The organism is Streptomyces sp. NPDC059166 (genome assembly GCF_042755185.1).
Taxonomy (GTDB): Bacteria; Actinomycetota; Actinomycetes; order Streptomycetales; family Streptomycetaceae; genus Streptomyces.
Genome location: NZ_JBHZCI010000011.1, coordinates 135,082 through 158,773, shown reverse-complemented (window position 1 = coordinate 158,773; position 23,692 = coordinate 135,082). Strand labels below are relative to the sequence as shown.

General features: G+C 70.9%; 24 protein-coding genes. 2 read left to right on the top strand and 22 right to left on the bottom strand.

Translation table 11 applies throughout. The features are described from left to right. Positions 1-71: 71 nt before the first annotated feature. From whiG to ACFXOA_RS11275, 16 genes are all read right to left on the bottom strand, one after another. Entirely contained in the window at positions 72-908 is an 837-nt protein-coding gene (gene whiG, locus ACFXOA_RS11350; RefSeq protein ID WP_385025108.1) for an RNA polymerase sigma factor WhiG, read from the bottom strand. A gap of 263 nt (positions 909-1,171) precedes the next feature. Continuing rightward, a complete protein-coding gene (gene dprA, locus ACFXOA_RS11345) occupies positions 1,172-2,341 on the bottom strand; it encodes a DNA-processing protein DprA (RefSeq protein WP_385025105.1) in 1,170 nt (389 codons plus the stop codon). Further along, positions 2,338-3,963, bottom strand: coding sequence for a YifB family Mg chelatase-like AAA ATPase (locus ACFXOA_RS11340; RefSeq protein ID WP_385025102.1), 1,626 nt, complete (start codon positions 3,961-3,963; stop codon positions 2,338-2,340). Before ACFXOA_RS11340 ends, dprA begins: the two co-directional genes overlap by 4 nt. Beyond that, positions 3,963-4,322, bottom strand: a complete 360-nt coding sequence (locus ACFXOA_RS11335) for a YraN family protein (protein WP_385025099.1) — start codon at positions 4,320-4,322, stop codon at positions 3,963-3,965. The genes ACFXOA_RS11340 and ACFXOA_RS11335 overlap by 1 nt, the downstream gene beginning before the upstream one ends. A 133-nt stretch (positions 4,323-4,455) precedes the next feature. Beyond that, positions 4,456-4,764, bottom strand: coding sequence for a DUF2469 domain-containing protein (locus tag ACFXOA_RS11330; RefSeq protein WP_003965949.1), 309 nt, complete (start codon positions 4,762-4,764; stop codon positions 4,456-4,458). A gap of 62 nt (positions 4,765-4,826) precedes the next feature. After that, entirely contained in the window at positions 4,827-5,315 is a 489-nt protein-coding gene (locus ACFXOA_RS11325) for an NUDIX hydrolase (RefSeq protein WP_385025097.1), read from the bottom strand. Next, entirely contained in the window at positions 5,305-6,075 is a 771-nt protein-coding gene (gene lepB / locus ACFXOA_RS11320; protein WP_385025094.1) for a signal peptidase I, read from the bottom strand. Before lepB (ACFXOA_RS11320) ends, ACFXOA_RS11325 begins: the two co-directional genes overlap by 11 nt. A 50-nt stretch (positions 6,076-6,125) precedes the next feature. Next, positions 6,126-7,007 (bottom strand): signal peptidase I, encoded by an 882-nt coding sequence (gene lepB, locus ACFXOA_RS11315; RefSeq protein ID WP_385025130.1) that lies wholly within the window; start codon positions 7,005-7,007, stop codon positions 6,126-6,128. Then, positions 6,925-7,983 carry a signal peptidase I gene (gene lepB, locus ACFXOA_RS11310; RefSeq protein WP_385025091.1) on the bottom strand — a complete coding sequence of 353 codons (1,059 nt, stop codon included), beginning with the start codon at positions 7,981-7,983 and terminating at the stop codon, positions 6,925-6,927. The genes lepB (ACFXOA_RS11315) and lepB (ACFXOA_RS11310) overlap by 83 nt, the downstream gene beginning before the upstream one ends. After that, positions 7,976-8,749: a signal peptidase I gene (gene lepB / locus ACFXOA_RS11305; RefSeq protein ID WP_385025088.1), complete on the bottom strand. Its 774-nt coding sequence runs from the start codon at positions 8,747-8,749 to the stop codon at positions 7,976-7,978. Before lepB (ACFXOA_RS11305) ends, lepB (ACFXOA_RS11310) begins: the two co-directional genes overlap by 8 nt. 45 nt (positions 8,750-8,794) lie before the next feature. Beyond that, complete coding sequence (rplS, locus tag ACFXOA_RS11300; RefSeq protein WP_033304056.1) at positions 8,795-9,145, bottom strand: 50S ribosomal protein L19; 351 nt, start codon at positions 9,143-9,145, stop codon at positions 8,795-8,797. Positions 9,146-9,271: 126 nt separating this feature from the next. Beyond that, the gene (gene trmD / locus ACFXOA_RS11295) at positions 9,272-10,093 is read right to left on the bottom strand and encodes a tRNA (guanosine(37)-N1)-methyltransferase TrmD (protein ID WP_385025127.1); all 822 of its coding nucleotides are present in this window, start codon (positions 10,091-10,093) and stop codon (positions 9,272-9,274) included. After that, positions 10,093-10,674 carry a ribosome maturation factor RimM gene (gene rimM, locus ACFXOA_RS11290; protein ID WP_385025084.1) on the bottom strand — a complete coding sequence of 194 codons (582 nt, stop codon included), beginning with the start codon at positions 10,672-10,674 and terminating at the stop codon, positions 10,093-10,095. The genes trmD and rimM overlap by 1 nt, the downstream gene beginning before the upstream one ends. Before the next feature lie 106 nt (positions 10,675-10,780). Next, positions 10,781-11,020 carry an RNA-binding protein gene (locus ACFXOA_RS11285; RefSeq protein WP_014048589.1) on the bottom strand — a complete coding sequence of 80 codons (240 nt, stop codon included), beginning with the start codon at positions 11,018-11,020 and terminating at the stop codon, positions 10,781-10,783. Positions 11,021-11,022: 2 nt separating this feature from the next. After that, entirely contained in the window at positions 11,023-11,463 is a 441-nt protein-coding gene (rpsP, locus tag ACFXOA_RS11280; protein ID WP_385025080.1) for a 30S ribosomal protein S16, read from the bottom strand. A gap of 155 nt (positions 11,464-11,618) precedes the next feature. Further along, complete coding sequence (locus tag ACFXOA_RS11275; RefSeq protein ID WP_362555114.1) at positions 11,619-12,212, bottom strand: hypothetical protein; 594 nt, start codon at positions 12,210-12,212, stop codon at positions 11,619-11,621. A gap of 519 nt (positions 12,213-12,731) precedes the next feature. Between ACFXOA_RS11275 and ACFXOA_RS11270 the strand changes: the two genes are divergently transcribed. Beyond that, entirely contained in the window at positions 12,732-13,592 is an 861-nt protein-coding gene (locus ACFXOA_RS11270; RefSeq protein WP_385025077.1) for a methyltransferase domain-containing protein, read from the top strand. 60 nt (positions 13,593-13,652) lie between these two features. Here ACFXOA_RS11270 and ffh read toward each other — a convergent pair whose 3' ends face one another. The 5 genes from ffh to ACFXOA_RS11245 form a co-directional block, all read right to left on the bottom strand. Beyond that, entirely contained in the window at positions 13,653-15,200 is a 1,548-nt protein-coding gene (gene ffh / locus ACFXOA_RS11265) for a signal recognition particle protein (protein ID WP_385025074.1), read from the bottom strand. Positions 15,201-15,322: 122 nt separating this feature from the next. Further along, positions 15,323-17,776: a [protein-PII] uridylyltransferase gene (locus ACFXOA_RS11260; RefSeq protein ID WP_385025071.1), complete on the bottom strand. Its 2,454-nt coding sequence runs from the start codon at positions 17,774-17,776 to the stop codon at positions 15,323-15,325. Between the two features lie 32 nt (positions 17,777-17,808). Beyond that, on the bottom strand, positions 17,809-18,147 hold the full coding sequence (locus ACFXOA_RS11255; protein ID WP_033304048.1) for a P-II family nitrogen regulator: 339 nt from the start codon (positions 18,145-18,147) through the stop codon (positions 17,809-17,811). Then, positions 18,144-19,496, bottom strand: coding sequence for an ammonium transporter (locus ACFXOA_RS11250; RefSeq protein WP_385025068.1), 1,353 nt, complete (start codon positions 19,494-19,496; stop codon positions 18,144-18,146). Before ACFXOA_RS11250 ends, ACFXOA_RS11255 begins: the two co-directional genes overlap by 4 nt. 337 nt (positions 19,497-19,833) lie before the next feature. Then, a complete protein-coding gene (locus ACFXOA_RS11245) occupies positions 19,834-21,309 on the bottom strand; it encodes a hypothetical protein (protein ID WP_385025065.1) in 1,476 nt (491 codons plus the stop codon). Between the two features lie 423 nt (positions 21,310-21,732). On the opposite strand from ACFXOA_RS11245, the gene ACFXOA_RS11240 reads away from it, so the two are divergent. After that, a complete protein-coding gene (locus ACFXOA_RS11240) occupies positions 21,733-22,380 on the top strand; it encodes a bifunctional DNA primase/polymerase (RefSeq protein WP_385025062.1) in 648 nt (215 codons plus the stop codon). 48 nt (positions 22,381-22,428) lie between these two features. Here the strand turns inward: ACFXOA_RS11240 and ftsY are convergent, their stop codons facing one another. Then, positions 22,429-23,625 (bottom strand): signal recognition particle-docking protein FtsY, encoded by a 1,197-nt coding sequence (gene ftsY / locus ACFXOA_RS11235; RefSeq protein ID WP_385025059.1) that lies wholly within the window; start codon positions 23,623-23,625, stop codon positions 22,429-22,431. Positions 23,626-23,692: the final 67 nt, after the last annotated feature.

Here is a 23,692-nt window from a genome sequence, read left to right as displayed (position 1 = left end):
CAGAGCCCCCGGCGAAGGCGCGACGGAGCCGAGCCGGCCAGTCAGGTCAGGTCAGGTCAGGTCAGGTCAGGTCAGCGTCCCGCGTCGGCAAGTTTCGCGCGGAGCTGGAGTACGGACTTGGTGTGGATCTGACTGACCCGGCTCTCGGTGACACCGAGGACGTTGCCGATCTCGGCGAGGGTGAGCCCCTCGTAGTAGTAGAGCGTGACCACGGTCTTCTCCCGTTCGGGGAGCGTGTTGATGGCGCGGGCGAGCAGCCGTCTGAGCTCCCGGTCCTCGGCGACCTCGACCGGGTTGTCGGCCGCCGTGTCCTCGAGGGTGTCCATCAGGCTCAGCCGGTCGCCGCCGTCCCCTCCGACATGCAGCAGCTCCTCCAGCGCCACCACGTTGGCGAGCGACAACTGGCTGAAGACGGAGTGCAGTTCCTCGATGGCGATGCCCATCTCCGCGGCCACCTCCGCCTCCGAGGGCGTGCGGCGCAGCTGCGCCTCCAGGGTCGCGTAGGCCCTCTCGACGTTGCGGGCCTTCTGCCGCACCGAGCGGGGAATCCAGTCCAGCGCGCGGAGTTCGTCGATCATCGCCCCACGGATCCTGGTGATCGCGTAGGTCTCGAACTTGATGGCCCGCTCGAGGTCGAACTTCTCGATGGCGTCGATCAGCCCGAAGACCCCCGACGAGACGAAGTCCGCCTGTTCCACGTTGGACGGCAGCCCCACACTGACCCGGCCCGCGACGTACTTCACCAGGGGCGAGTAGTGGAGGATCAGCTGCTCGCGCAGCCTGCCGTCGCCGGTGGTCTTGTACGAACGCCACAACTCGTCGAGCGAGGAGGGGGCGGGAGGGCGCACAGTGCCACGCGCAGCCGGTGGTACTGCCGCGCGGTCAGACCCGGAGGTGTGCTGGGGCATGTGGTGCCTTGAGCCGTTCTGCCGTGAAGTGCTGAGGGACGTGTCTCTGGGGCGGATTCCTCGTGAGCGTAGCGTGACTGACGTGTTGCGGTGCGCGCAGGACAAGGGAACCGTGCGGCACGAATCCGTTCATAATCACTCACCGTTCCCCGCCGCGCGGCGGGGAACGGTGAAGGCGGACATCAGCGTTCCCACCACTCCCGGAGGCCTGGCCGGGTGCTGCCGAAGTCGTCGGCATCACCATTTCACCCGAATGCTCCGGATCAAGTACCGCCTCGCCGCACAGGCCCTTCACGTGTCCGTCCCCGCGTCAACCGCCAGCCATCGCCCTCTCGTTCGACGAACCCCAGTGAGTGCAGTTCGTACAACCGACCGAGGACTTCGTCCGCAGGCATCGCGGCGCACCGGGCGACGTCACGCACCTGCGCGAGACCCCTGGCGGGCAGTTCTTCGAGCACCCTCGTCGAAGCCGCGTCCAGAAGGTCCCTGGGCAGGACCGGCCCTCTCCGCGCAGGGGCGAGGTCGCCGATCTCCCCCACCAGTTCACAGATTTCGGCGGCGTCGGTGACCAGGACGGCCTCACCGCGCAGGAGTTCGTGGACCCCTGCCGAGAGCGCGCTGGTCGCCGGACCGGGAACCCCCATGGTGAAGCGGCCGAGCCGCTGCGCGTTCCTCGCGGTGACCAGGGAGCCACTTCGGTATTCGGCCTCCACCACGACCGTGCCCCTGGTCAGCGCCGCGATCACCCGATTCCTGAGGATGAACCTGGTGCGCGTCGGATGGTCGGCGGGCGGCAGTTCGCCCATCACCATGCCCTGCTCGACGATGCGTCCGATCAGTTCGGCGTGTCCCCGGGGATAGGCCACGTCCACCCCGCAGGCCAGCACCGCCATGGTCGCCCCGCCCGCGGCCAGCGATCCGCGATGGGCCGCGCCGTCCACACCGAACGCCCCGCCGGACACGACCACCCAGCCCCGCTCGGCCAGCCCGCCGGCGAGCGTGGCCGCCATGTGGGCGCCGTAGGGGGTGCAGGCCCTGGCTCCCACCAGCGCGACAGATCGCAGCGCCCAGAGACGCAGATCGGACCGGCCACGCACCCAGAGCCCGATCGGTCTCGCGTCGCCGAGGTCGTCGAGCTGGCTCGGCCACTCCCGGTCCCCCGGGCAGACGAAGCGCCCGCCGGCGGCGGTCACCGCGTCCAGGTCCCTTGCAGGGTCGGCGGCGGCCGCCCGCAGCCGATGGCCCGCGAGCCGGGCCTGCGTCATACCCGGGAGGGCGCGGGCCGCGCCGTCCGTGCCGGTCAGGCGGTCCATGAGCTCGACGGGCCCGATCTCTCGGAGCCATCGGCCACCCCGCTCGTCGCCGGGCTCGAAGACACGGGTGAGCGCCGCCCGTGCGAGCCGTTCCCGTTCCCGGTCGGCCTCCGGGGTCATCGGACGGCCTCCGCACGCAGGGGGACGCCGCGCTGGATGCCGGTGCGCAGCTCCAGGGCCACCGCGATGTCCGACGCGTCGGGGCGGCCGGCCGCCCTGAGGTCCGCCACGGTCCACGCCACGCGCAACACGCGGTCCAGCCCACGCGCCGTCAGAATCCCCCGTTCCATGTCGCGTTCGGCCGCAGCCAGCGCTCCGGGAGCCGCCACCAGCCTGGTGCGCAGCTCGTGGCCGGGTACTTCGCTGTTCGTGGACCAGGGAGTGCCGGCCAGGCGCTCGGCGGCCCGTTCCCGCGCCTCCCGCACCCGGTCGGCGACCGCGGCGGAGGACTCCCCGCGGCCGCCGCCCCCGATCAGGTCGGCCCTGCCCACCGGCTCGACCTCGACCCTCAGGTCGACCCGGTCCAGCAACGGTCCCGACAGCCTCGCCTGGTAGCGGCGGACCGCGGAGGGCGGGCATTCGCACCCCGCGCCGGCCAGGGTGTGCCTGCCGCACGGGCAGGGGTTCGCGGCCAGCACCATCAGGAAGCGGGCCGGCAGCCGGACGACGCCGGCCGCGCGTGCGACCACCACGTGGCCGGACTCCAGGGGCTGGCGCAGGGCGTCGAGTGCGCGCCCGGAGAATTCCGGCGCCTCATCCAAAAAGAGGATGCCGCGGTGGGCCAGGGACACCGCACCGGGCCGTGGCATGCCGTTGCCCCCGCCGATGAGGGATTGCATCGTCGCCGAGTGGTGGGGTGCGCAGTAGGGTGCCCTGCTGATCAGAGGTTCACCCGGTGGGAGGATCCCCGCGACCGAGTGCACGGCGGTCACCTCCAGGGAATCCTGGCGCGACAGTGCCGGCAGGATGCCGGTGAGCCGTTCGGCCAGCATGGTCTTGCCGGCACCCGGCGGTCCGGAGAGCAGCAGGTGATGACCTCCCGCCGCGGCCACCTCCAGCGCCTGGCGAGCCCGGTGCTGCCCCGCCACGTCCGCCAGGTCCGGCCGGTGCGCGCCGCCCCCGGCCACGGGCAGGGCCAGCCCCGTACCGAGGCCCGCTCCCGGCACCGTCAGTCCTGCCCCCGTCGCGTCGGGGCGGCCCTGGTCGGCGGTCGGCTCGTCGGGCACGGGTTCGTCGCCGAGGACGGCGATCAGCTGCCGCAGACTGCGTACACCGAGGACGGAGATGCCCGGCACGAGAGCGGCCTCACCCGCGGTCTGTTCCGGGACGACCACCTGCCGGTACCCCGCCTCGGCCGCCGCGAGGACGGCGGGCAGGATTCCGCGGACCGGGCGCACCCGGCCGTCCAGGCCGAGTTCGCCGATCATCACCAGGTCGGCCACGGCCGCCGGGTCGATCCGCCCCGCCGCGCCGAGGACCGCGCACGCGACAGCGAGGTCGAACCCCGAACCGCTCTTGGGCACGGAGGCGGGTGACAGGCCGACAGTGAGCTTTTTCTGCGGCCACTCGGCACCGGAGTTGACGACCGCGGCCCTGACCCTGTCCCGGCTCTCCACCAGGCTCTTGTCCGGCAGTCCGACCAGGGTGAACGCCGCCACGCCCGGTTCCAGATCCGCCTGGACCTCCACCACCACGCCCTCGACGCCGACCAATGCCACCGAGCAGGCCCTCGCGAACCCCATCAGGCCACGCCCCGCACGTGTTCGGCGACCGGGGCGCCCCGCCCCGGCAGGATCACGCCGACCAGGTCGATCCGGACGCCACCCGGGGGCGGTCCTCCGTGCCGGCAGAGCCAGATCTCGGCGAGTCTGCGCAGCCGCTCCGCCTTGACCGGAGTGACGGCCTCCATCGGATGCTCGAAGGATCCGGCCCTGCGGGTCTTCACCTCGCAGATCACCACCGCGTCGCCGTCCCTGGCCACGATGTCGATCTCTCCCGCGCGACACCGCCAGTTGCGCTCAAGGATCGTCATCCCGGCGTCGGCCAGCAGCCGCGCCGCCAGATCCTCGCCGTACCGCCCGAGTGCCCCCCGTGCGTTCATATCGGCACCACCTCCGGCACCGACTGTGACCCGGATCGGCCGATCTATTGGATCTTGGTGGAAAAGTGGTCGGATGTGAATATCCCGGCCACTCGGACGAGTGAACCGGGACTCCGGAGGACTGAGCCGTGGATCAGCCTCCGGGGAGCTCGAGATCGCTCTTGTTGAGCTCCTCGATGTTCACGTCCTTGAACGTGAGCACGCGGACCTGCTTGACGAAGCGGGCGGGCCGGTACATGTCCCACACCCACGCATCAGCCATGGACACCTCGAAGAACACCTCGCCCTGGACCGAGTGCACCTGCATCTCGTAGTCGTTGGTGAGGTAGAACCGCCGTTCGGTCTCGATCACGTATTTGAACAGACCGACGACATCGCGGTACTCCCGGTAGAGCTTCAGCTCCATCTCGGTCTCGTACTTCTCGAGGTCCTCGGCACTCATGGCAGTTCCCCTTCAGCCGTGCGTCCCCCTATTGTGCGTCAGCCCCACGCGACCCTGGCCGATTAGACGATTTCGGGGTCGAGAACCAGCGGAACACTCGGGGGACCCTCGTCGAGCAGCGTGCGCAGCAGCCCGGCGAGCCTGGTCGGATACACCGTCTCACGCGTGGCGAGAAGTTCGGTGGAGGTCCACCACCTCAGACCGTCGACGCTGCGGAGTTCGAGCTCGGTGAGGCCCGTCTGGTCGGTGTCCGTCCGCGTGGTGCGGGCGAGGAAGTACCACTCGTCCTGGTCCCAGCGGCGCCCGTCGAACAGAAAGGAGCACTTCCGCGTCCAGAGGAGCGGCCCGAGCGTCACGTCGGTGATCCCGGTCTCCTCGACGAGCTCGCGCGCCGCGGCCTCCTCCCGGGTCTCGTCGCCCTCCAGGCCGCCGCCCGGGGTGAACCACCAGGACTCGGCCGCGTTCCCGGGCTCGTGACCGTGCAGGAGCAGGATCCGGTCCTCGGGGTCGAGGAGGACGACACGGGCGACCTTGCGCACCTCAGTGTCCACCGGCGGACGCCTTCGCTTTGCCGGGCCGCTGCGCGGACCGGGCGGCGAGCGGCCCGTAGGCCGCACCGACGAGGATGAGGACCGCACCGGCCACGAGAGCGCCTGTCTGAAGCGCCAGCGGGCCCTCCGAGGACACTCCGCCCGGCAGGGCCGCGAACGCCTCCGGGCGTCCGATCATGCCGCCGAAGGGCCACACCACGGCGTCCACCCGCGCCTCGACCGCGCTGCGCGGCACCGAACCGTGCCCCGGATCCTGCAGGTGGACCCGTGAGTCCATGGAGGTGCTGCGCTGGTCTCCCAGGAGGAAGAGCTGCCCCTCGGGCACCTCGGCGGTGAACTCCTGGGGAGAGGCGGCGGAGCCGGCGGCCGCTCCGAAGGCCGAGGCCCCCTCCGCCCGCAGATACGGTTCGTCGACGGGCTTGCCGTTCACGGTGAGCCGCCCGGTCCGGTCGCAGCAGGCGATCTTGTCACCGCCCACGCCCACGACCCGCTTCACCATCGGCACATCTCCCCACGCCGGGTCGGTGAAGACCACCACGTCCCCGCGCCGCACCTCGTCGCCCGCTATCCGCTGCGCCAGGATCCGGTCACCGGCGTTCACCGTCGGTGTCATCGAGTCGGTGGGCACGGTGTACGGCTTGTACACCACGGCTCCCCACGCGAACGCGCCCAGGAAGAGCACACAGCCGACGGCCACGGCCAGGTTCGACAACGTGCTGCCGAGCCGGCCGCGGCCGTCATGACGTCCTGATCCACTCATCCCAGCGCTCCCCCATCGGAGATCGACAATCGCTGATCCGAGTCGGCACCCTACCCGGCGGTACGCCCGCGGGTCAGCCTGCGGCGACGCCAGAACACGAGGGGCAGCGCTCCGGCTACACCGAGTGCTCCCGGTACGGCCGCCGAGGCCGCCGCGTCGAGTCCGGGCTGGTCGAAGGTCTTCGGGACCGGCAGGGTCGCCCAGCGGTTGACCGGCCAGGCGATGACGACGGCGCGTCCGACGACCTCGTCGGTGGACACCGTGCCCCCACCGGGCAGCTCCTGGTGGTAGCGGGAGTCCCAGGAGTTCTGGCGGTGGTCACCCATCACCCAGATCCGGCCCTCGGGCACGTGGATCGGCCCGAACGGCTCGTCGTCGCAGGCGCTGTTGCCCTCGAAGATGAAGGACTTGTCGTCGAGTGCCTTGCCGTTGACCGTCACCGGTCCGTTCTTCTTGCACTGGACCGTGTCACCACCGACCGCGATGACCCTCTTGATCAGGTCCTTCTCCTCGGCGGACGGCATCAGCCCGATGAAGCTCAGGAACTTCTGCACCGCGTTGGGTTCAGGGACGGCGGTGTCCTCGAGCCAGCCGCCCGGATCGTGGAAGACGACCACCTCCCCACGCTCCGGCTCCGCGCCGAACCACGGTGTCAGCTTGTCGACCAGCACCCGGTCACCCCGCTGCAGGGTGTTCTGCATGGAGTCCGAGGGAATCGAGAACGCCTGGACCAGGAAGGTCTTGATCAGCAGCGCGAGGATGAGCGCGATTCCGATCAGGAGCGGCAGCTCCTTCCAGAACGAACGCGGCTTCTTCGCCGCCGTACTGCCACCGCCCGGGGACTCGCCGTCACTCTCCGCGTGCACCGGGACCCCGTCGTTCGAAGGCCGGTCCTCGGGTTCGTCGTGTCCGGATCGTGCGCCGACCGCCAAATCCCCCACATCCACTCCTCACTCCGTGCCACCGCCCACGCCCGATTCGGCGCAGGCCCACCACTCCCATAACGAGCGGGAGTTCCGCAGGGGTCGGGAGCAGGACCATTCCGTTGTGATCCTGGGAGGACACACTATTCGACCCGGCCACCGCGGCGGCCGGTACGGAGCCCCCGTCGGGGACCGAGGCGTACGTCCCCGGCTCCTCCAGCCTGCGCCAGTGGCCCAGCGGCCAGGCGATCACCACGGCGCGCCCGACGACCTCGTCCTCGGACACCGTGCCCATTCCCGGCTTGTCGAGGTGGAAGCGTGAGTCCGCGGAATTCGACCGGTGGTCGCCCATGACGAAGATGCGGCCCCGGGGAACCTTTACCTCGAATTTGAGAGTGGATGGCACATCGCCGGGGTTCAGATAGGGCTCGTCGAGCGCCGTGCCGTTCACCGTGATCCTTCCGTCGGTGCCGCAGCACTTCACGGTGTCACCGCCGACGGCGATCACCCGCTTGATCAGATCCTGCTCGTCCGCCGAGGGGAGAAGGCCGATGAAGGTGAGCAGCTCCTTGGCCTGCCTGACGCCCGCGGGAGAGTCGTCGGCGCCGGAGTTCTCCTGCTGCAGCCAGCCGCCCGGATCCTTGAAGACGACCACGTCACCGCGTTCGGGTCCGGAGCCGAACCACGGTGTGAGCTTGTCCACCAGCACCCGGTCACCGATCCGGATGGTCTGCTCCATGGATCCCGAGGGGATGACGAATGCCTGCACGAGGAAGGTCTTGAGGACCAGCGCGATCAGCACCGCGACCAGGACGAGGAGGGGTATCTCCTTGATCGCCGACCGGCGTCTGCGGCGTCTGACCTTGCGGGCCAGCTTCCTGCGCTCCGCCCTCGTGGGCAGCGAGCGTTCCGATGCCTGCCGCGCCCCGGTGGGCGGCTGGGGGCCCGAGTGCGGCCCGCCCCGTCCGCGCCCCCGGTTACCCATGGTCCGCGCCCGGCGGCCGCGTCCCGACGAAGGCGTCGGTGCCCTCCAGGGAGCCGATCCTGCCGAGCGGCCAGCCGAGCCAGTCGACCCGGCCGATCACCCGCTCGACGGGCACCATGCCGCCCCCCGGCTGCCCGAGGTGGTCCCGTGAGTCCCGTGAGTTGCCGCGGTGGTCGCCCATCATCCAGAGCCTGCCGTCGGGTACCACGATGTCGAAGGCGACGGCGGACGGACGGTCGCCCGGGTACAGGTACCGCTCGGTCACCGGATCCCCGTTCACCTCGATCCTCCCGCGCCTGTCGCAGCAGACCACCCGGTCGCCGCCCACACCCACCACCCGCTTCACGAAGTCGGAGCCGGCGGGTTCGGCCAGCCCGAGGGAGGCCGCCGCCCCGTGCAGCAGTTCACCGAAGGCATTCCCCTCCGCCCCCGTCTCCTGCACGAAGGATCCGGTGCCGTCGAAGACGACCACGTCTCCGCGCCGGGGCTCGGAGCCGAAACGGTACGCCAGTTTGTTGACCAGGACCCGGTCCCCGATCCGCAGAGTGGGCTGCATGGAACCGCTGGGGACCAGGAAGGGCTGCAGCACGAACGTGCTGAAGAGCAGCAGGGCGACGGTGCAGGCGAGGCCCAGGGCGATCACGCGTCCCCAGGACATGGAGACGGCCGTCTCCTCCCGGACATGCGTGGAGCGCGATCCCTCCTCCGCCCCTGTGACGGGGTCGGAGGAGCGATCGCGCTCCAGGTGCTGTTCTTCGGTGTCCATCGGGGCCGAATCCTATCGGGCCCCGCTGTGGACGCCGGAGGGGATTCAGCGGTCGCGCTTCTCCTTGATCTTCGCGGCCTTGCCGCGGAGCTCACGGAGGAAGTACAGCTTGGCGCGACGGACGTCACCGCGGGTGACGAGCTCGATCTTCTCGAAGATCGGGCTGTGCACCGGGAAGGTGCGCTCCACGCCGACGCTGAAGGAGACCTTGCGGACCGTGAAGGTCTCGCTGATGCCCGAGCCCTGGCGGCGGATGACGATGCCCTTGAACTGCTGGATACGGGAGCGGTTGCCCTCGATCACGCGCACGTGGACGTTGACGGTGTCACCGGGGCGGAAGGCCGGGAGGTCGGTACGGAGCGAGGCGGCGTTGACGCCATCGAGCAGGGAGGTCATGTGATCTGCTTTCTTCGCCGATGCCACAGGTCATCGACGGGAGAGTGTGAGGTTTCAGGACGCTGATCACATCGGGCGGGCGTCTGTCCCCCTGTGGCAGGGGCGCACGCCGGACGTACAGCGGGCCTATTCTTCCACGGCCTCGGGCCTGCGCCAAAATCGCCCGTCGGGGGCGGGCGACCAGCCGAGGATGGAGAGCATCTCGCGGTCCTTCTTGTCGAAGCCCGACGCCTCGCACCGCTCGATCAGATCGGGCCGGTTGAGTGCGGTGCGGCGGAAGGCCTCGTCCCGTCGCCAGCGCGCGATACGGCCGTGGTGGCCGCTGAGCAGCACGTCGGGGATGCCCCGCCCCCGCCACTCGGGCGGCTTGGTGTAGACGGGCCCCTCGAGCAGGTTGGCCATCGCCCCGGGGGCGAAGGAGTCGTCGCGATGGGACTCGGCGTTGCCGAGCACCCCGGGCAGCAGCCGGGCCACCGCCTCCGTGACGACCAGGACGGCGGCTTCCCCGCCGGCCAGGACGTAGTCCCCGATGGAAACCTCGACCACCGGCATACGCGTCGCGTACTCCTCGGTGACCCGGCGGTCGATGCCCTCGTAGCGGGCGGGGGTGAAGATCAGCCACGGCTGCCGTGACAGCTCGACGGCGAGCTCCTGGGTGAAGGGCCTGCCGCTGGGCGTGGGCACGACGAGCACCGGGGAGCCGGCCCCGGTCTCGTACCCGTCGGCCAGCGTCTCGTCCAGCGCCTCGCCCCAGGGCTCGGTCTTCATGACCATGCCGGGGCCGCCGCCGTAAGGGGTGTCGTCCACCGTGTTGTGGCGGTCGTACGTCCAGTCCCTGAGGTCGTGGACGCGTACGTCGAGCCGGCCGGAGGCGCGCGCCTTGCCGACGAGGGAGACGTTCAGGGGTTCGAGGTACTCCGGGAAGATCGTGACGACGTCGAGCCGCATCACGCGTCCTCCTTGCCGTCGCCGTCCTCGGACAGGTCGTCCCCGTCGCGGGTGGAGGCGATGACGGCCTCGCTCTCGTCGATCAGGCCCGGCGGCGGGGTGATGACGGCCCGCTGCTCCTCCAGGTCGATCTCGGTGACGATCTCCTCGACGAAGGGGATCATCACCTCACTGCCGTCCGGCCGTTCGACGATGAAGAGGTCCTGGGACGGCAGGTGGGAGATCTCGGTGATCCGGCCGATCTCCGTGCCGTCGGCGAGGACGACGTCGAGGTCGATCAGCTGGTGGTCGTAGAACTCCTCGGGGTCCTCGGGCAGTTCCGCCGGGTCGACCTCGGCGATCAGCAGGGTGTTGCGGAGCGCCTCGGCGGCGGTGCGGTCGCGGACGCCCTCGAAACGCAGGAGCAGCCTGCCGCTGTGCACCCGGCCCGTCTCGATGGTCAGCGGACCGGCGTGGGCGGGCTCCGTGGCCAGCACGGCGCCGGGCCCGAGCCTGAGTTCGGGCTCGTCGGTACGCACCTCGACGGTGACCTCGCCCTTGATGCCGTGGGCGCGGCCGATCCGCGCAACTACCAACTGCACGCTTCTTCTCCCGGTGATCTCTGACTTGAGGAGGCGGTGGTGTACGGACGACAAAGGCCGGGGACGGCTCGAAAGCCCTCCCCGGCCCCTGCCGGTGTTCAACTCTTCAGCGAACCTGGTCCACATCGACGAGGTCGACACGGATCCCACGGCCGCCGATGGCACCCACGACGGTACGCAGGGCGCGTGCGGTGCGGCCGTTCCGGCCGATCACCTTGCCGAGGTCCTCGGGATGAACCCGGACCTCGAGTACGCGTCCACGGCGCAGGTCACGCGAGGCGACCTGCACATCGTCGGGGTTGTCGACGATGCCCTTCACGAGGTGCTCAAGAGCCTCCTCGAGCATGCTCAGGCCTCGGTCGACTCGGTGGACGCGGCGGCGTCAGCAGCCTCGTCCGCCTTCTTGTCCGACTTCTTGGCCTTCTGGGTGATGGCCTCACCCTTGGCCTCGTCACCGTCCGCGGACAGTGCCTCGAACAGGGCGCGCTTGTCAGCCTTCGGCTCCGGCTGCAGAAGCGGCGCGGGGGCCGGGAGGCCCTTGTGGGCCTGCCAGTCACCGGTGAGCTTCAGGATCGCGAGGACCGGCTCGGTCGGCTGGGCGCCGACGGAGAGCCAGTACTGCGCACGCTCCGAGTTGACCTCGATGCGCGACGGGTTCTGCACCGGGTGGTACAGGCCGATCTCCTCGATGGCCCGGCCGTCACGGCGGGTACGGGAGTCGGCGACGACGATGCGGTAGTGAGGCGAACGGATCTTGCCCAGACGCTTCAGCTTGATCTTGACTGCCACGGAAGTGGTGTCTCCTGGTCTCTGACGTGGTTGGGCACAAAAGATGCCACGTGGGGTTGCGGTACTCGGGTGCCCGATGGACGCGTCAGCCGGAGGAGAGAGGGGTCCTGTGCGACTGTCGAGTACAGCTAGCCATTGTGCCACATCGCCCGGGGTCACCCCACCGCGACCGCCCCTTCCGGGATCCGGAACGGCTTTCCGCACCCTCCGCAGACGATCGGCGCCTGCGCGAGGACCGAGGGTACGACGCGGACGTTGCGCCCGCAGTCGCAGACGGCCTTGACCCGGACCCCTCCCCCCGACGACCCGTGCCGGGCGGCGGGGCCGCGGAACGAGCGCTTGGTGTCCGCCGCGGTGGCCACGGTGTGGGCCTTGAGCGCACGCTGCAGCCGCTCGGTGGTCGGGCGGTATCTGCGCTTGGCCTCGGGGTTCAGCGTCACCAGCGAGAATCCGCTGCTGGGGTGCGGCTCGTCGGCGTGGTCCAGGCCCAGCTCCTCGGCGATCGCCAGGAAGCGCCGGTTGTGGTAGCGGCCGGCGCGGGAGGTGTCGCGGACACCTCTCGCGGCGGCGATGCCGTGGACTGCCTCGTGGAGCAGTCGTTCGAAGGAGAGCTCGGCGCCACAGGCGGACGAGGATTCTCCGATCAGGGACTCTGGGGCGGCAAGATCGGGCAGCTCGGGGTGGTACCGCTGAATGTCGGCCCACGCCTGCGCCAGCTCTGCGGCAAGTACAGGTGGTGTCGTGCTCACGTCGTGACAACGAGCCTGAGTGCTCCGGTGTTCCTATTCCGGGGCATCCCAAATAATTTGCACGTACCAGTCAGTCGTCCTTGATGCGTCCGGACGAGGGCGGGTGCGCCGATCAGTGGAGAAGTCTCACAGCCGGCACCAAGGTGGTACGTAGCCACACGTACGCACCGGCGTCCACGAGCGCCCGACCGGCGACCTTACCCGTCGTGGAGCGGCGGCCCCCTCCCGGCCCCGCCGGGGACGCGAGCTCCCGACGTGCTGCGCCCCGCCTGTCGGGTAAGACTGTGAGGAAGCGAGCGGCAGGCGTGCTGTTTCCGGCGCCCGCGCCCGTCGCGCGGCCCAGGGGGCGCACGACCGGGGCACGCAAGCATTGCCATCCCACCCCGTCCGACCCCTGGACGGGACCGCCGATGCGGAGTTCTCTGACATACGGGGGCTGTGGGCACACATACACAGCACATCGACATGGGGGACCTCACTCGGGCACGACCGACCTCACGGCGGATTGGGGCGCATTCCATGACACCTACGCTCGTCCGGCACCACAGGTACGCGGATTCGTCCGCCCCGGCGGACGCCGGTCACCGCGCCCGCGACTGGGCCGAGATCCAGGAGCGCATGCTCGCGCCGCTGTACGAGGCGGTGTACGAGCGGCTCGAAGCAGGCACCGGTACGCGGATGCTCTCCCTCGGCTGCGGTTCCGGCCTCGCGCTGCTGATCGCCGCCTCGCGGGGGGCACGCGTCACCGGAGTCGACAGCGACCGTGAACGGCTCGCGCTGGCCCGCGAGCGGCTCGCTCCGGGACCGGGGCACGACACCGGCCGCGCGCACCGGCCGGCCCGCCTCCTCGACCGGGTCCCCACCGCGGTCCCGGACGGCGAGGCGCCGTACAACCTGCTGACCGCCTTCCAGCCGATCGGGTGCGCGGACGGTGACTCCGAGGGCCTCGCGCCCGCGCTGGCGTCCGCCGTACCGCTTGCCGTACGGGGGGCGACCGTGGTGCTGGCCGGCTGGGGCCCGCCCGAGCGGTGCGCCACGGCGCCGGTGCTGCGGGTGGCGGCCAGGCTGACGGAGTCCGCGCGCGTCCCGCGCTCCGGGGCGGGCTGGCGGCCGGCGCTGCGGGACGACCTCGAGGAGGTCGCCGCACGGGCCGGGCTCAAGCCGGACGGCTCGGGCCGGGTCTCCTGCCCGTTCGGCTACGCGGACGTGGACAGCGCGGTGCGGGGCCTGCTGTCGACCGGTCTGTTCGACACGGCGATAAGGGCGACGGACCGCACCCAGGTGGAGAAGGAGGTCGCGGAGGCCCTGCACCCGCATCAGCGGCCCGACGGCACCGTGTGGATGCCGAACGTCTTCCGCTACCTGGTGTGCGTGACCTGACGGAACGGGAAGAGGCGCCCCGCTCGGCGGGGCGCCTCTCTCGTCTCACGGCCTCGGCGGTCAGCCCATGAACTTCTTGAACTCGTCGGGCAGCTCGAAGTTCTTGTCGCCCTGCGCCGGCAGACCGGGCACACCGCCCTGAGCGGCCTGCTCACGGCGGGCGGCCGCGGCCTGCTCCTCGGCCTTGCGCTTCATGGGGTTACCGCTCTTGCGCTTGCCCTTGGCCTGCTTGACCTGCTTCTTCTGACGTCCGGGGCCGCCACCCATGCCGGGCATCCCCGGCATGCCGGGCATACCGCCGCCCTGGGCCATCTTCGACATCATCTTGCGGGCCTCGAAGAACCGCTCGACGAGGTTCTTCACCGCGGAGACCTCGACTCCGGAACCCTTGGCGATACGGGCCCGGCGCGAACCGTTGATGATCGTCGGCTCGGCCCGCTCCTTCGGGGTCATCGACTTGATGATCGCGGCCGTGCGGTCGACGTCGCGCTCGTCGATGTTGTTGATCTGGTCCTTGATCTGCCCCATGCCGGGCAGCATCCCGAGCAGCTTGGAGATGGAGCCCATCTTCCTGACCTGCTCCATCTGCGCCAGGAAGTCGTCGAGCGTGAAGTCCTTGCCCTTGCTCGACGCCAGCTTGGAGGCCATCTTGGCGGCCTCTTCCTGGCTGAAGGTCTTCTCCGCCTGCTCGATCAGGGTGAGCAGGTCACCCATGTCGAGGATGCGGGAGGCCATGCGGTCGGGGTGGAAGGCGTCGAAGTCCTCGAGCTTCTCACCGTTCGACGCGAACATGATCTGCTTGCCCGTGACGTGGGCGATCGACAGGGCGGCACCACCGCGGGCGTCGCCGTCGAGCTTGGAGAGCACCACGCCGTCGAAGCCGACACCGTCGCGGAAGGCCTCCGCGGTGTTGACGGCGTCCTGCCCGATCATGGCGTCGACGACGAAGAGGATCTCGTCGGGGCTGACGGCGTCGCGGATGTCCGCGGCCTGCCGCATCAGTTCCTCGTCGATGCCGAGGCGTCCGGCGGTGTCGACGATGACGATGTCGTGGACCTTGGCCTTGGCGAACTCGATGGAGTCCTTGGCCACCTGCACCGGGTCGCCCACACCGTTGCCCGGCTCGGGCGCGTAGACCGCGACACCCGCGCGGTCCGCGACGACGCTCAGCTGGTTGACGGCGTTGGGACGCTGGAGGTCGCACGCGACGAGCAGCGGGGAGTGCCCCTGGCTCTTGAGCCAGAGACCGAGCTTTCCGGCGAGGGTGGTCTTACCGGCACCCTGGAGACCGGCCAGCATGATCACGGTGGGCGGGTTCTTGGCGAACCTGAGCCGCCGGGTCTCGCCGCCGAGGATGGAGACGAGCTCCTCGTTGACGATCTTGACGACCTGCTGCGCGGGATTCAGCGCCTGGGAGACCTCGCTGCCCCGCGCCCGCTCCTTGATGCTGGCGATGAACGCGCGCACGACGGGGAGGGCGACGTCGGCCTCGAGAAGGGCGATACGGATCTCACGAGCCGTGGCGTCGATGTCCGCCTCGGACAAGCGGCCCTTGCCCCGGAGGTTCTTGAAAGTCGCGCTAAGGCGGTCGGAGAGAGTATCGAACACGGCGCTCGTCGGTCCTCAGGGTCGGGGGCGTGGCAGGTCAGTCGTCCTCCAGGGTATCCGGACCCCGGAGGACGCAAAGCCCTCGGCCGTTTCTCGTGACGAACCGGCACGGGACCGGGGGGTCAGCCCAGCTCCTTCTCGACCTCCCTGGCCACCTCGGCGGCCCGTTGCGGGGACAGCGGTTCGCCGTCGGTGTCCGTGACGTAGAAGGCGTCCACCGCGTTGGCCCCCAGCGTCGAGACATGGGCGCTGCGCACCCGTACGGCGCTCCGCTCCAGCGCGTGCCCGATCCGGTGGAGGAGCCCCGGGGCGTCCTGGGCGCGGACCTCGATCACCGTGGCCAGACGTGAGCCGGCGGCTGCGACGGTCACCCTGGGGGGCGGGGCCTTCATCCCGCGCCGCCGCGGGTAGGCGGCCTCGCGCTCGGCGAGCCTGGCCCGGATGTCCAGTGAGCCGTCCAGGGCGCGTACGAGGTCGGCACGGAGTCTGGCGGCCTGGGGAAGCGCGCCGTACTCCGCGGCGACCCGCCAGCTGAGCACCAGCAGACCGGCCGTCTCGCCGAGCTCCGTGGGGAGTTCCACGGCACGCAGGTCCGCTGCCCGCACGGTGAGCCGGTGCAGGGCGAGCACTCCGGCCGCGGCGGGCAGGACCCCGGGGCGGTCGGGCAGCGCGATGAGGAGTTCGGCGCCGACGGGTTCGGGTTCGCCTTCCTCGGCCGCGGGCCCCGGCCGGGTGTGCAGGGACAGGACGGGCTCGCCGGTGCGCAGCGCCTCGACGGCGAGGCGTTCCTGCTCGGCGCTGGGCGCGATCGGTTCGGGTTCGGGCGGTTCCTCGCCGGCCAGCAGGGCGGCGACGCGTTTGACGAGGTCGGCCACGAGGGAGGCCCGCCAGGAACTCCACGCCGCGGGACCGGTCGCCAGCGCGTCGGCCTCGGTGAGCGCGTGCAGCAGTTCCAGGGTGGAGGCGCTGCCCACGGCCGTGGCGACGGAACGGACGGTGGCGGGGTCGTCGAGGTCGCGCCGGGTGGCGGTGTCGATCAGAAGCAGGTGGTGGCGGACGAGCGTGGCGACGACCGCCACGTCCTGCTTGTCGAAGCCGATGCGGGTGGCCATGTCGCGGGCGATGACCTCGCCCGCCACGGAGTGGTCCCCCGGCCAGCCCTTGCCGATGTCGTGGAGCAGCGCGGCGATCAGCAGGAGGTCGGGGCGGCCGACCCGGCGGGTGAGGTGGGAGGCGCGGACCGCCGTCTCGACGAGGTGCCGGTCGACGGTCCAGGTGTGGACGGGGTTGCGCTGGGGCCGGCAGTGGACGCGTTCCCAGTCGGGCAGCAGGCGGGTGATGATGCCTTCCGCCTCCAGCGCCTCCCAGACGGCGACGGTGGACTCGCCGGCACCGAGCAGGGTGACGAGCTCCTCACGGGCCTGGGGCGGCCACGGCACGGGCAGCGGCTGGGCGGATGTGCCCAGGTGCCGGGCGAGGTGGCGGGAGAGCGGGAGCCCGGCCTCGGCCGCGGCGGCTGCGGCCCGCAGGGTGAGCAGGGGGTCGCGCTCCGGGCGGGCGGTGCGTGCGAGCACGACCTCGCCGTCGGCCTCGACGACGCCCTCGGCGAGCGGGGTGCGTTCCGGCGCGGCCTTGGCGCCGCCCCCGAGGAGTGCCCGCAGCCGCGGCCGTGAGGAGCGTGCGCGCAGGACGCGGTTGACCTCGCGCCAGGTGACGTCGGTGGCGTAGGAGACGGTCCGGGCGGCTTCGTACACCTGGCGCAGGAGGGCGTCCGCGTCCAGGAGTCCGAGCGCCCCCGCGACCTGGTCCTGTTCCTGGAGCGAGAGCCGGTCGGTGGCCCGGCCTGTGGTGAGGTGCAGTGCGTCGCGGGCGTCGAGGAGCGTACGGCGCGCCTCGGCGAGTCCCTCTCGGGGCGCGTCCGCGACCCAGGAGGCGGCGACGGCGCGCAGCGCGGTCGCGTCGCGGAGGCCGCCGCGGGCCTCCTTGAGGTCGGGTTCCAGGAGGAACTGGAGCTCGCCCACGCGCTCGCCCCGCTCCCGGCAGAGTTCGTCGAGGGCCGGGAGGCGTTTGGGGGCCTGGTTGCGCCAGTCGGCGAGGATCGTGGTCCGCAGTCCGGCGACGAGACCGATGTCCCCGGCGACGGGACGCGCGTCGAGCAGCCCGAGCTGGACCTTGAGGTCCTCCCCCGCCGTGCCGCGCGCCTCCGCCGGTGTCCGCACGGAGTGGTCGAGGGCGAGGCCGAGGTCCCAGACCGGGTACCAGATCGCGTCGGCCAGGGAGGCGACCGCTCCGGCGTCGGCGCTGCCGTCGTGCAGGAGCAGCAGGTCGAGGTCGCTGCGCGGGGAGAGTTCGCCCCGTCCGTATCCGCCGACGGCGACGAGGGCGGCCCCCCGGACGCCTGACCGTTCGGCGGCCGCGGTGAACAGCCCGGTGAGCCAGTCGTCGGTGAGGCGGGCGAGGGCCGCACGGCGCGGCGGCCCGGACCGCGCCTCCTGCTGGAGGAGGCGCAGCCGGGCCGCCGCGTAGCCGCTGGGTCCCGAGTCCTCTGCTTCGGTGGTCACTTCGGTGCTCGTCACCCAGTTGCCTTTCCGTTCACGGGAACCGTCGGTCAGAGTGCGTCGGGGCCGCGTTCGCCGGTCCGTACGCGGATCGCGGTGTCGACCGGGACGCTCCAGACCTTGCCGTCACCGATCTTGCCGGTCCGCGCGGCCTTGACCACGACGTCGATGAGCTGTTCGGCGTCCTCGTCCTCGACGAGTACCTCGATGCGGATCTTCGGGACCAGGTCGACGGTGTACTCGGCACCACGGTAGACCTCGGTGTGGCCGCGCTGACGCCCGTAGCCGCTGGCCTCGGTGACCGTGAGGCCCTGGACGCCGAAGGCCTGGAGGGCCTCCTTGATCTCGTCCAGCCGGTGCGGCTTCACGACTGCCGTGATGAGCTTCATGCGTCCACCTTCTTGTTCGTCGGGGCTGCCGGGGTGCCGGGCGCGGGCTGGGCGGTACGGGAGGCCGCGCCGCCGCCGGCTCCGCTGAAGTCGTACGCGGTCTCGGCGTGCTCGACCTGGTCGATGCCGGAGATCTCCTCGTCCTCGCTGACCCGCATACCGATGGTCCTGTCGAGGATGAAGGCGAGGACGGCGGAGACGACCAGGGAGTAGGCGAGGACGGCGAAGACACCGACGGCCTGCTTGCCGAGCTGGTCGAGCCCGCCGCCGTAGAAGAGGCCCTTGGCGTCGGACTGCACGCCACCGGTGGCGAAGAAGCCGATCAGCAGGGAGCCGAGGACACCGCCGACGAGGTGGACGCCGACGACGTCGAGGGAGTCGTCGTAGCCGAACTTGTACTTCAGGCCGACCGCCATGGCGCACAGGACACCGGCGATGACACCGATCGCGATGGCGCCGAGCGGGCTGACCGCTCCGCCGGCGGGGGTGATGGCGACGAGGCCGGCGACCGCGCCGGACGCGGCGCCGAGGGTGGTGAAGGAGCCGTGGCGGATCTTCTCGTAGGCGAGCCAGCCGAGGACGGCCGCGCCGGTGGCGACCTGCGTGTTGACGAACATGACGGCGCCGACACCGTCGTCGTTGCCGAGCCACGAGCCGGCGTTGAAGCCGAACCAGCCGAACCAGAGGAGGGCCGCGCCGAGCATGACGAGCGGCAGGCTGTGCGGCCGCATCGGGTCCTTCTTGAAGCCGATCCGCTTGCCGATGACGAGGATCACGCCGAGGGCGGCGGCACCCGCGTTGATGTGGACGGCCGTACCACCGGCGAAGTCGATCACGCCCAGCTCGAAGAGCCAGCCGCCCGCACCCCAGACCCAGTGGGCGACCGGGAAGTAGACGACGGTGACCCAGAGGGTGATGAACAGGGCCCAGGAGGTGAACTTGACCCGGTCGGCGAGGGCGCCGCTGATGAGAGCCGGGGTCAGGATGGCGAACATCAGCTGGAAGACGGCGAAGACGTAGACCGGGATGGTGTAGCCGTCCCAGAGCTCGGTGACGCCGATTCCGCTGAGGCCGACGTAGTCCGAGCTCCAGCCGATGACGGAGCCGACGTCGGTGCCGAAGGCGAGGCTGAATCCGTAGAGCACCCACAGGATCGTGACGATCCCGAGGCTGATGAAGCTCATCATCAGCATGTTCAGGGTGCTCTTGACGCGGACCATGCCTCCGTAGAAGAAGGCCAGACCCGGGGTCATGAGCATCACCAGCGCGGAGCAGATGAGCATGAACCCTGTGTTGGCGGCAGACAGCTCCGGGGCGTCTGCGGCAAGCGTCGTGATGCCTGGGGGCATCGGCGTCTCCTCGTCGTCGGTGCGGCCACGTGCGGGGGTGCGGGACCACGGTGAAAAGGTGCGGGCCGGTTATGCGCCATGAGATTCGCGCAGCGCGGTTTCCACGAATGCCGCACGATGTTTCACCGCAGTGACGAAGGCACGCCGCGTGTTACGTCCGAATGAATGAGGAGTGTCGGACCCGGTCCCCTGCCTACCATGCTGCCTGCGCCGCATACGGCACGTCCGGCGCGCCGCACGACGTGAACCGGCCACGACGGCGACCCGCTGACCTGGCGATGGGGGAGCCGAGTCGGGTATGACGGGGCGGCCGTCGTGGCCGGTGGCCGGATTGCCTTCAGACCGCTTCGGCGGTCTCCGGGAGCTGCTCACCGAGCAGCTGGGTGAGGTCGGCGACCTCGGAGATGTCGCCGAAGTCCCTGGCAGCGGTGTCGACGGTCTTGCGGAGCCGGGTGTTGACGCGCTCCGACCGGACCTTCCTGGCGATCTTCAGCGCCTGGGTGGCCAGGACGGTCGACTGTTCGGGCTCCCGCTTGAGCAGGTGCACGGTGGCCATGCCGATCAGGTTGAGCGCGTAGGACCTCTGGTGCTCGTCGTCCTCGCCGAAGAGCTCCACGGCTCGGGCCATCACGGGTTCGGCGAGGGAGGCGTACGTGGGGCTGCGGCCGGCGACATAGGCGAGGTCACGGTAGGAGTGCGCGTTCTCGCCGTGGAGTTCGGCGTCGGAGAAGAAGCGGATCCAGTCGGGCTCGGGCTCGTCGTCGAGGACGGCGTCGGCGAAGGTGTCCTCGGCCATCCGGACGGCTCTCTTGCACTTGCTCGGCTGCCCCATGTTGGCGTACGCGCGCGCCTCCATCGCATACAGCATGGCCTGGGTCCGGGCGGTGGCGCAGTCGCGGCTTCCGTACTGGGCGAGGTGGATGAGTTCGAGCGCGTCGTCGGGCCGGCCGAGGTGAATCATCTGACGGCTCATGCTGGAGAGGATGTACGAGCCCAGCGGCTTGTCCCCGGCTTCCTTGGAAGCGTGCAGGGCGAGCACGAAGTACTTCTGGGCGGTGGGCTGGAGGCCCACGTCGTAGCTCATCCAGCCCGCCAGCTCGGCCAGTTCGGCCGCGCATCGGAACAAGCGCTTGGCCGTGGCCGGCGGTTGGGGCTCCTGGAGCAGGTCGGTCACCTCGTGGAGCTGGCCGACCACGGCCTTGCGGCGCAGGCCGCCGCCGCACTGCGCGTCCCACTGACGGAACATCGCCGTGGTGGATTCCAGGAGGTCGAGCTCGGGGGCGGAGAGCTTGGAGGGGCGGCTCCCCTCGGTGGGCAGCCCGGTCTCCGCCTGCCCGGTCCGGGTGGCGGGCACCAGCCAGCGCTGCATGGGCTCGATCAGGGTGGGGCCGGCGGCCAGGGCGAGGGAGCTGCCGAGGAAGCCCCGCCGGGCCAGCATGAGGTCGCTGCGGGAGAACTCGCTCAGCAGCGCGACGGTCTGCGGGCCCGCCCAGGGGAGGTCCACGCCGGACACCGACGGGGCCTGGTGGGCGACGCGCAGTCCGAGGTCCTCCACGGAGACGACGGCTCCGAAGCGTTCCGAGAAGAGCTCGGCGAGGATGCGCGGGATGGGTTCGCGCGGCTGCTCACCGTCGAGCCACCGGCGTACCCGGGAGGTGTCGGTGCTGATGTGGTGGGCGCCGAGCTGGCGGGCCCGCCGGTTCACCTGGCGGGCGAGTTCGCCCTTCGACCAGCCGCTCCGGACGAACCACGATCCCAGTTGCCCGTTCGGGCGCTTCCCGGCATTCGCCTCGCCTGCGCCGCTGCCACTCACGGATACGCCCCCATCCCGCTGAAACCTGTCGCGCGAACCTCTATCAGACTGCCGTGCGTCCGCGCTGCCCGTACTGACTTCGGGCGCCGTCGAACAGAAAATCGGGTTGCCCGGGGCATACCCATGAGCGCGTGCAATTGCAGGTTCGGGTACCCACGGTAATCCTACGATCACCCGCTCCGCGAGGGCAGTTGCTGAAACGCCACCATTCGCCACCCCTTCGAATGAACCCGCTCGGCGCCGTCCGCGATTCACTTGACAGGCCGCGATCAGCAGCAGGCGCAGCGAGGCGTTGCGGGGCGCGCGGATCGTGCCGCGTCCTCCTGGAACACCCCCTGGGCGCCGCCGGATCGGAGGCTGCGGCGGAGGGCGTCCCGGACAACGGGTCGTAACCACCGGTGAGTCGGACCCGTTGGAGGGGGCATGGGCTTCACGATCGGCGGCATACGGGAGATGCGTTCCGGCACCCGGCGTCGCGGTCGCGCGACGGGCGCGACCGCGGTGGCCGAGTACACGGGGCTGTGGGGCTGGGCGGTCGTTCCGGGCGCCCGGGCCGCGGCGGGCGACTGCTCGTGCGGGGACGAGTCCTGCCCCGCCCCGGGCGCCCATCCGCTCGACTTCGCCCGGGAGGTGCCGCCGGGCGCCACCCTGGGGGCGGCCGCGGACGCGTGGGCGGAGGTTCCGGGTGCCTCCGTGATGCTGCCGGTCGGCCGCACCTTCGACGTGCTGGACGTGCCGGAGGCGGCGGGCCGCCGGGCACTGGTCCGCATGGAGCGGATGGGACTGCCGCTGGGCCCTGTGACGGTCACGCCGGACGGCCGTACGCAGTTCTTCGTCGCCCCGGGGGCCGCGGCCGGGCTGCCGGGCCTTCTCTACCTGATGGGCTGGGACGACGCGGATCTGGATCTGCGGGCGCTGGGCCGCGGCGCCCACGTGACCGCCCCTCCGTCGGACCTCGGCGGACTGGGCCCGGTCCGCTGGCTGCGTCCCCCGGTCCCGGACACCGCCGCCGCTCCCCCGCAGGCCAGGCTGCTGCTGGGGACCCTCGCCTACATATGCCACCGCTGGTGACCCGTCGGGACGGATAAGGGCTCCCCTCCGCCGTACGGTCGCGAACGGTCAGTCGCCGATCAGCGCGTCCACGAATGCTCCCGGCTCGAACGGGGCCAGGTCGTCCGGCCCCTCACCGAGGCCGATGAGCTTCACCGGGACGCCCAGCTCGCGCTGGACGGCGATGACGATCCCGCCCTTGGCGGTGCCGTCCAGCTTGGTGAGGACGATGCCGGTGATGTCCACCACCTCGGCGAACACCCGCGCCTGGACGAGACCGTTCTGCCCGGTCGTCGCGTCGAGCACGAGAAGGACCTCGTCGAGCGGACCGTGCTTCTCGACGACCCGCTTGACCTTGCCGAGCTCGTCCATGAGGCCGGTCTTGGTGTGCAGCCGGCCGGCGGTGTCGATGAGCACCACGTCGGCGCCCTCGGCGATGCCCTCCTTCACGGCGTCGAAGGCGATCGAGGCCGGGTCGCCGCCCTCGGGGCCGCGCACGGTGCGGGCACCGACCCGCTCGCCCCAGGTCTGCAGCTGGTCGGCGGCGGCGGCGCGGAAGGTGTCGGCGGCACCGAGCACGACGCTGCGGCCGTCGGCGACGAGCACCCGGGCCAGCTTGCCCGTGGTGGTCGTCTTGCCCGTGCCGTTGACCCCGACGACCATGACGACGCCGGGCGTCTCGGCGCCGCCCTCGGTCTTGACCTCGCGGTCGAAGTCGGGGCCGAGCAGCGTGATCAGCTCTTCACGCAGCAGGGTGCGCAGCTCGTCGGGCGTACGGGTGCCGAGGACGCGGACCCTCTCCCGGAGGCGCTCCACGAGCTCCTGGGTGGGGGCCACGCCGACGTCGGCGGTGAGCAGGGTGTCCTCGATCTCCTCCCAGGTGTCCTCGTCGAGGTTGTCGCGGGACAGCAGGGTGAGCAGCCCCTTGCCCAGGGAGTTCTGCGAGCGGGCGAGCCGGGCGCGCAGCCGCACCAGGCGGCCTGCGGTGGGCTCGGGCACCTCGAGCTGGGGGGTGGGCTCGAGGACGACCGGCGTCTCCTCGACGGGAGTACCGGGGAGACCGACCTCCTCGACGGTGCGCCGCGCTTCGTCGCGCGGTGTCTCGGCCTCCTCGCCGACGTGGGGCTCGGCGGGAGGAGTGATGGTCGGCGTGCTCGACGGCGCCGAGGGCGGCAGCTGCTTCTTCTTGCGGCTGCTGACCACGAGCCCGCTGATCAGGCCGACCGCGACCAGGGCGATGACTACAGCAAGGATGACGATTTCCATAACCCGTCCAGTATCGGGCACCGCCGCGGTCCGGGCGTGGTTCCGGCGGGCGGCGGTGAGGGACCGC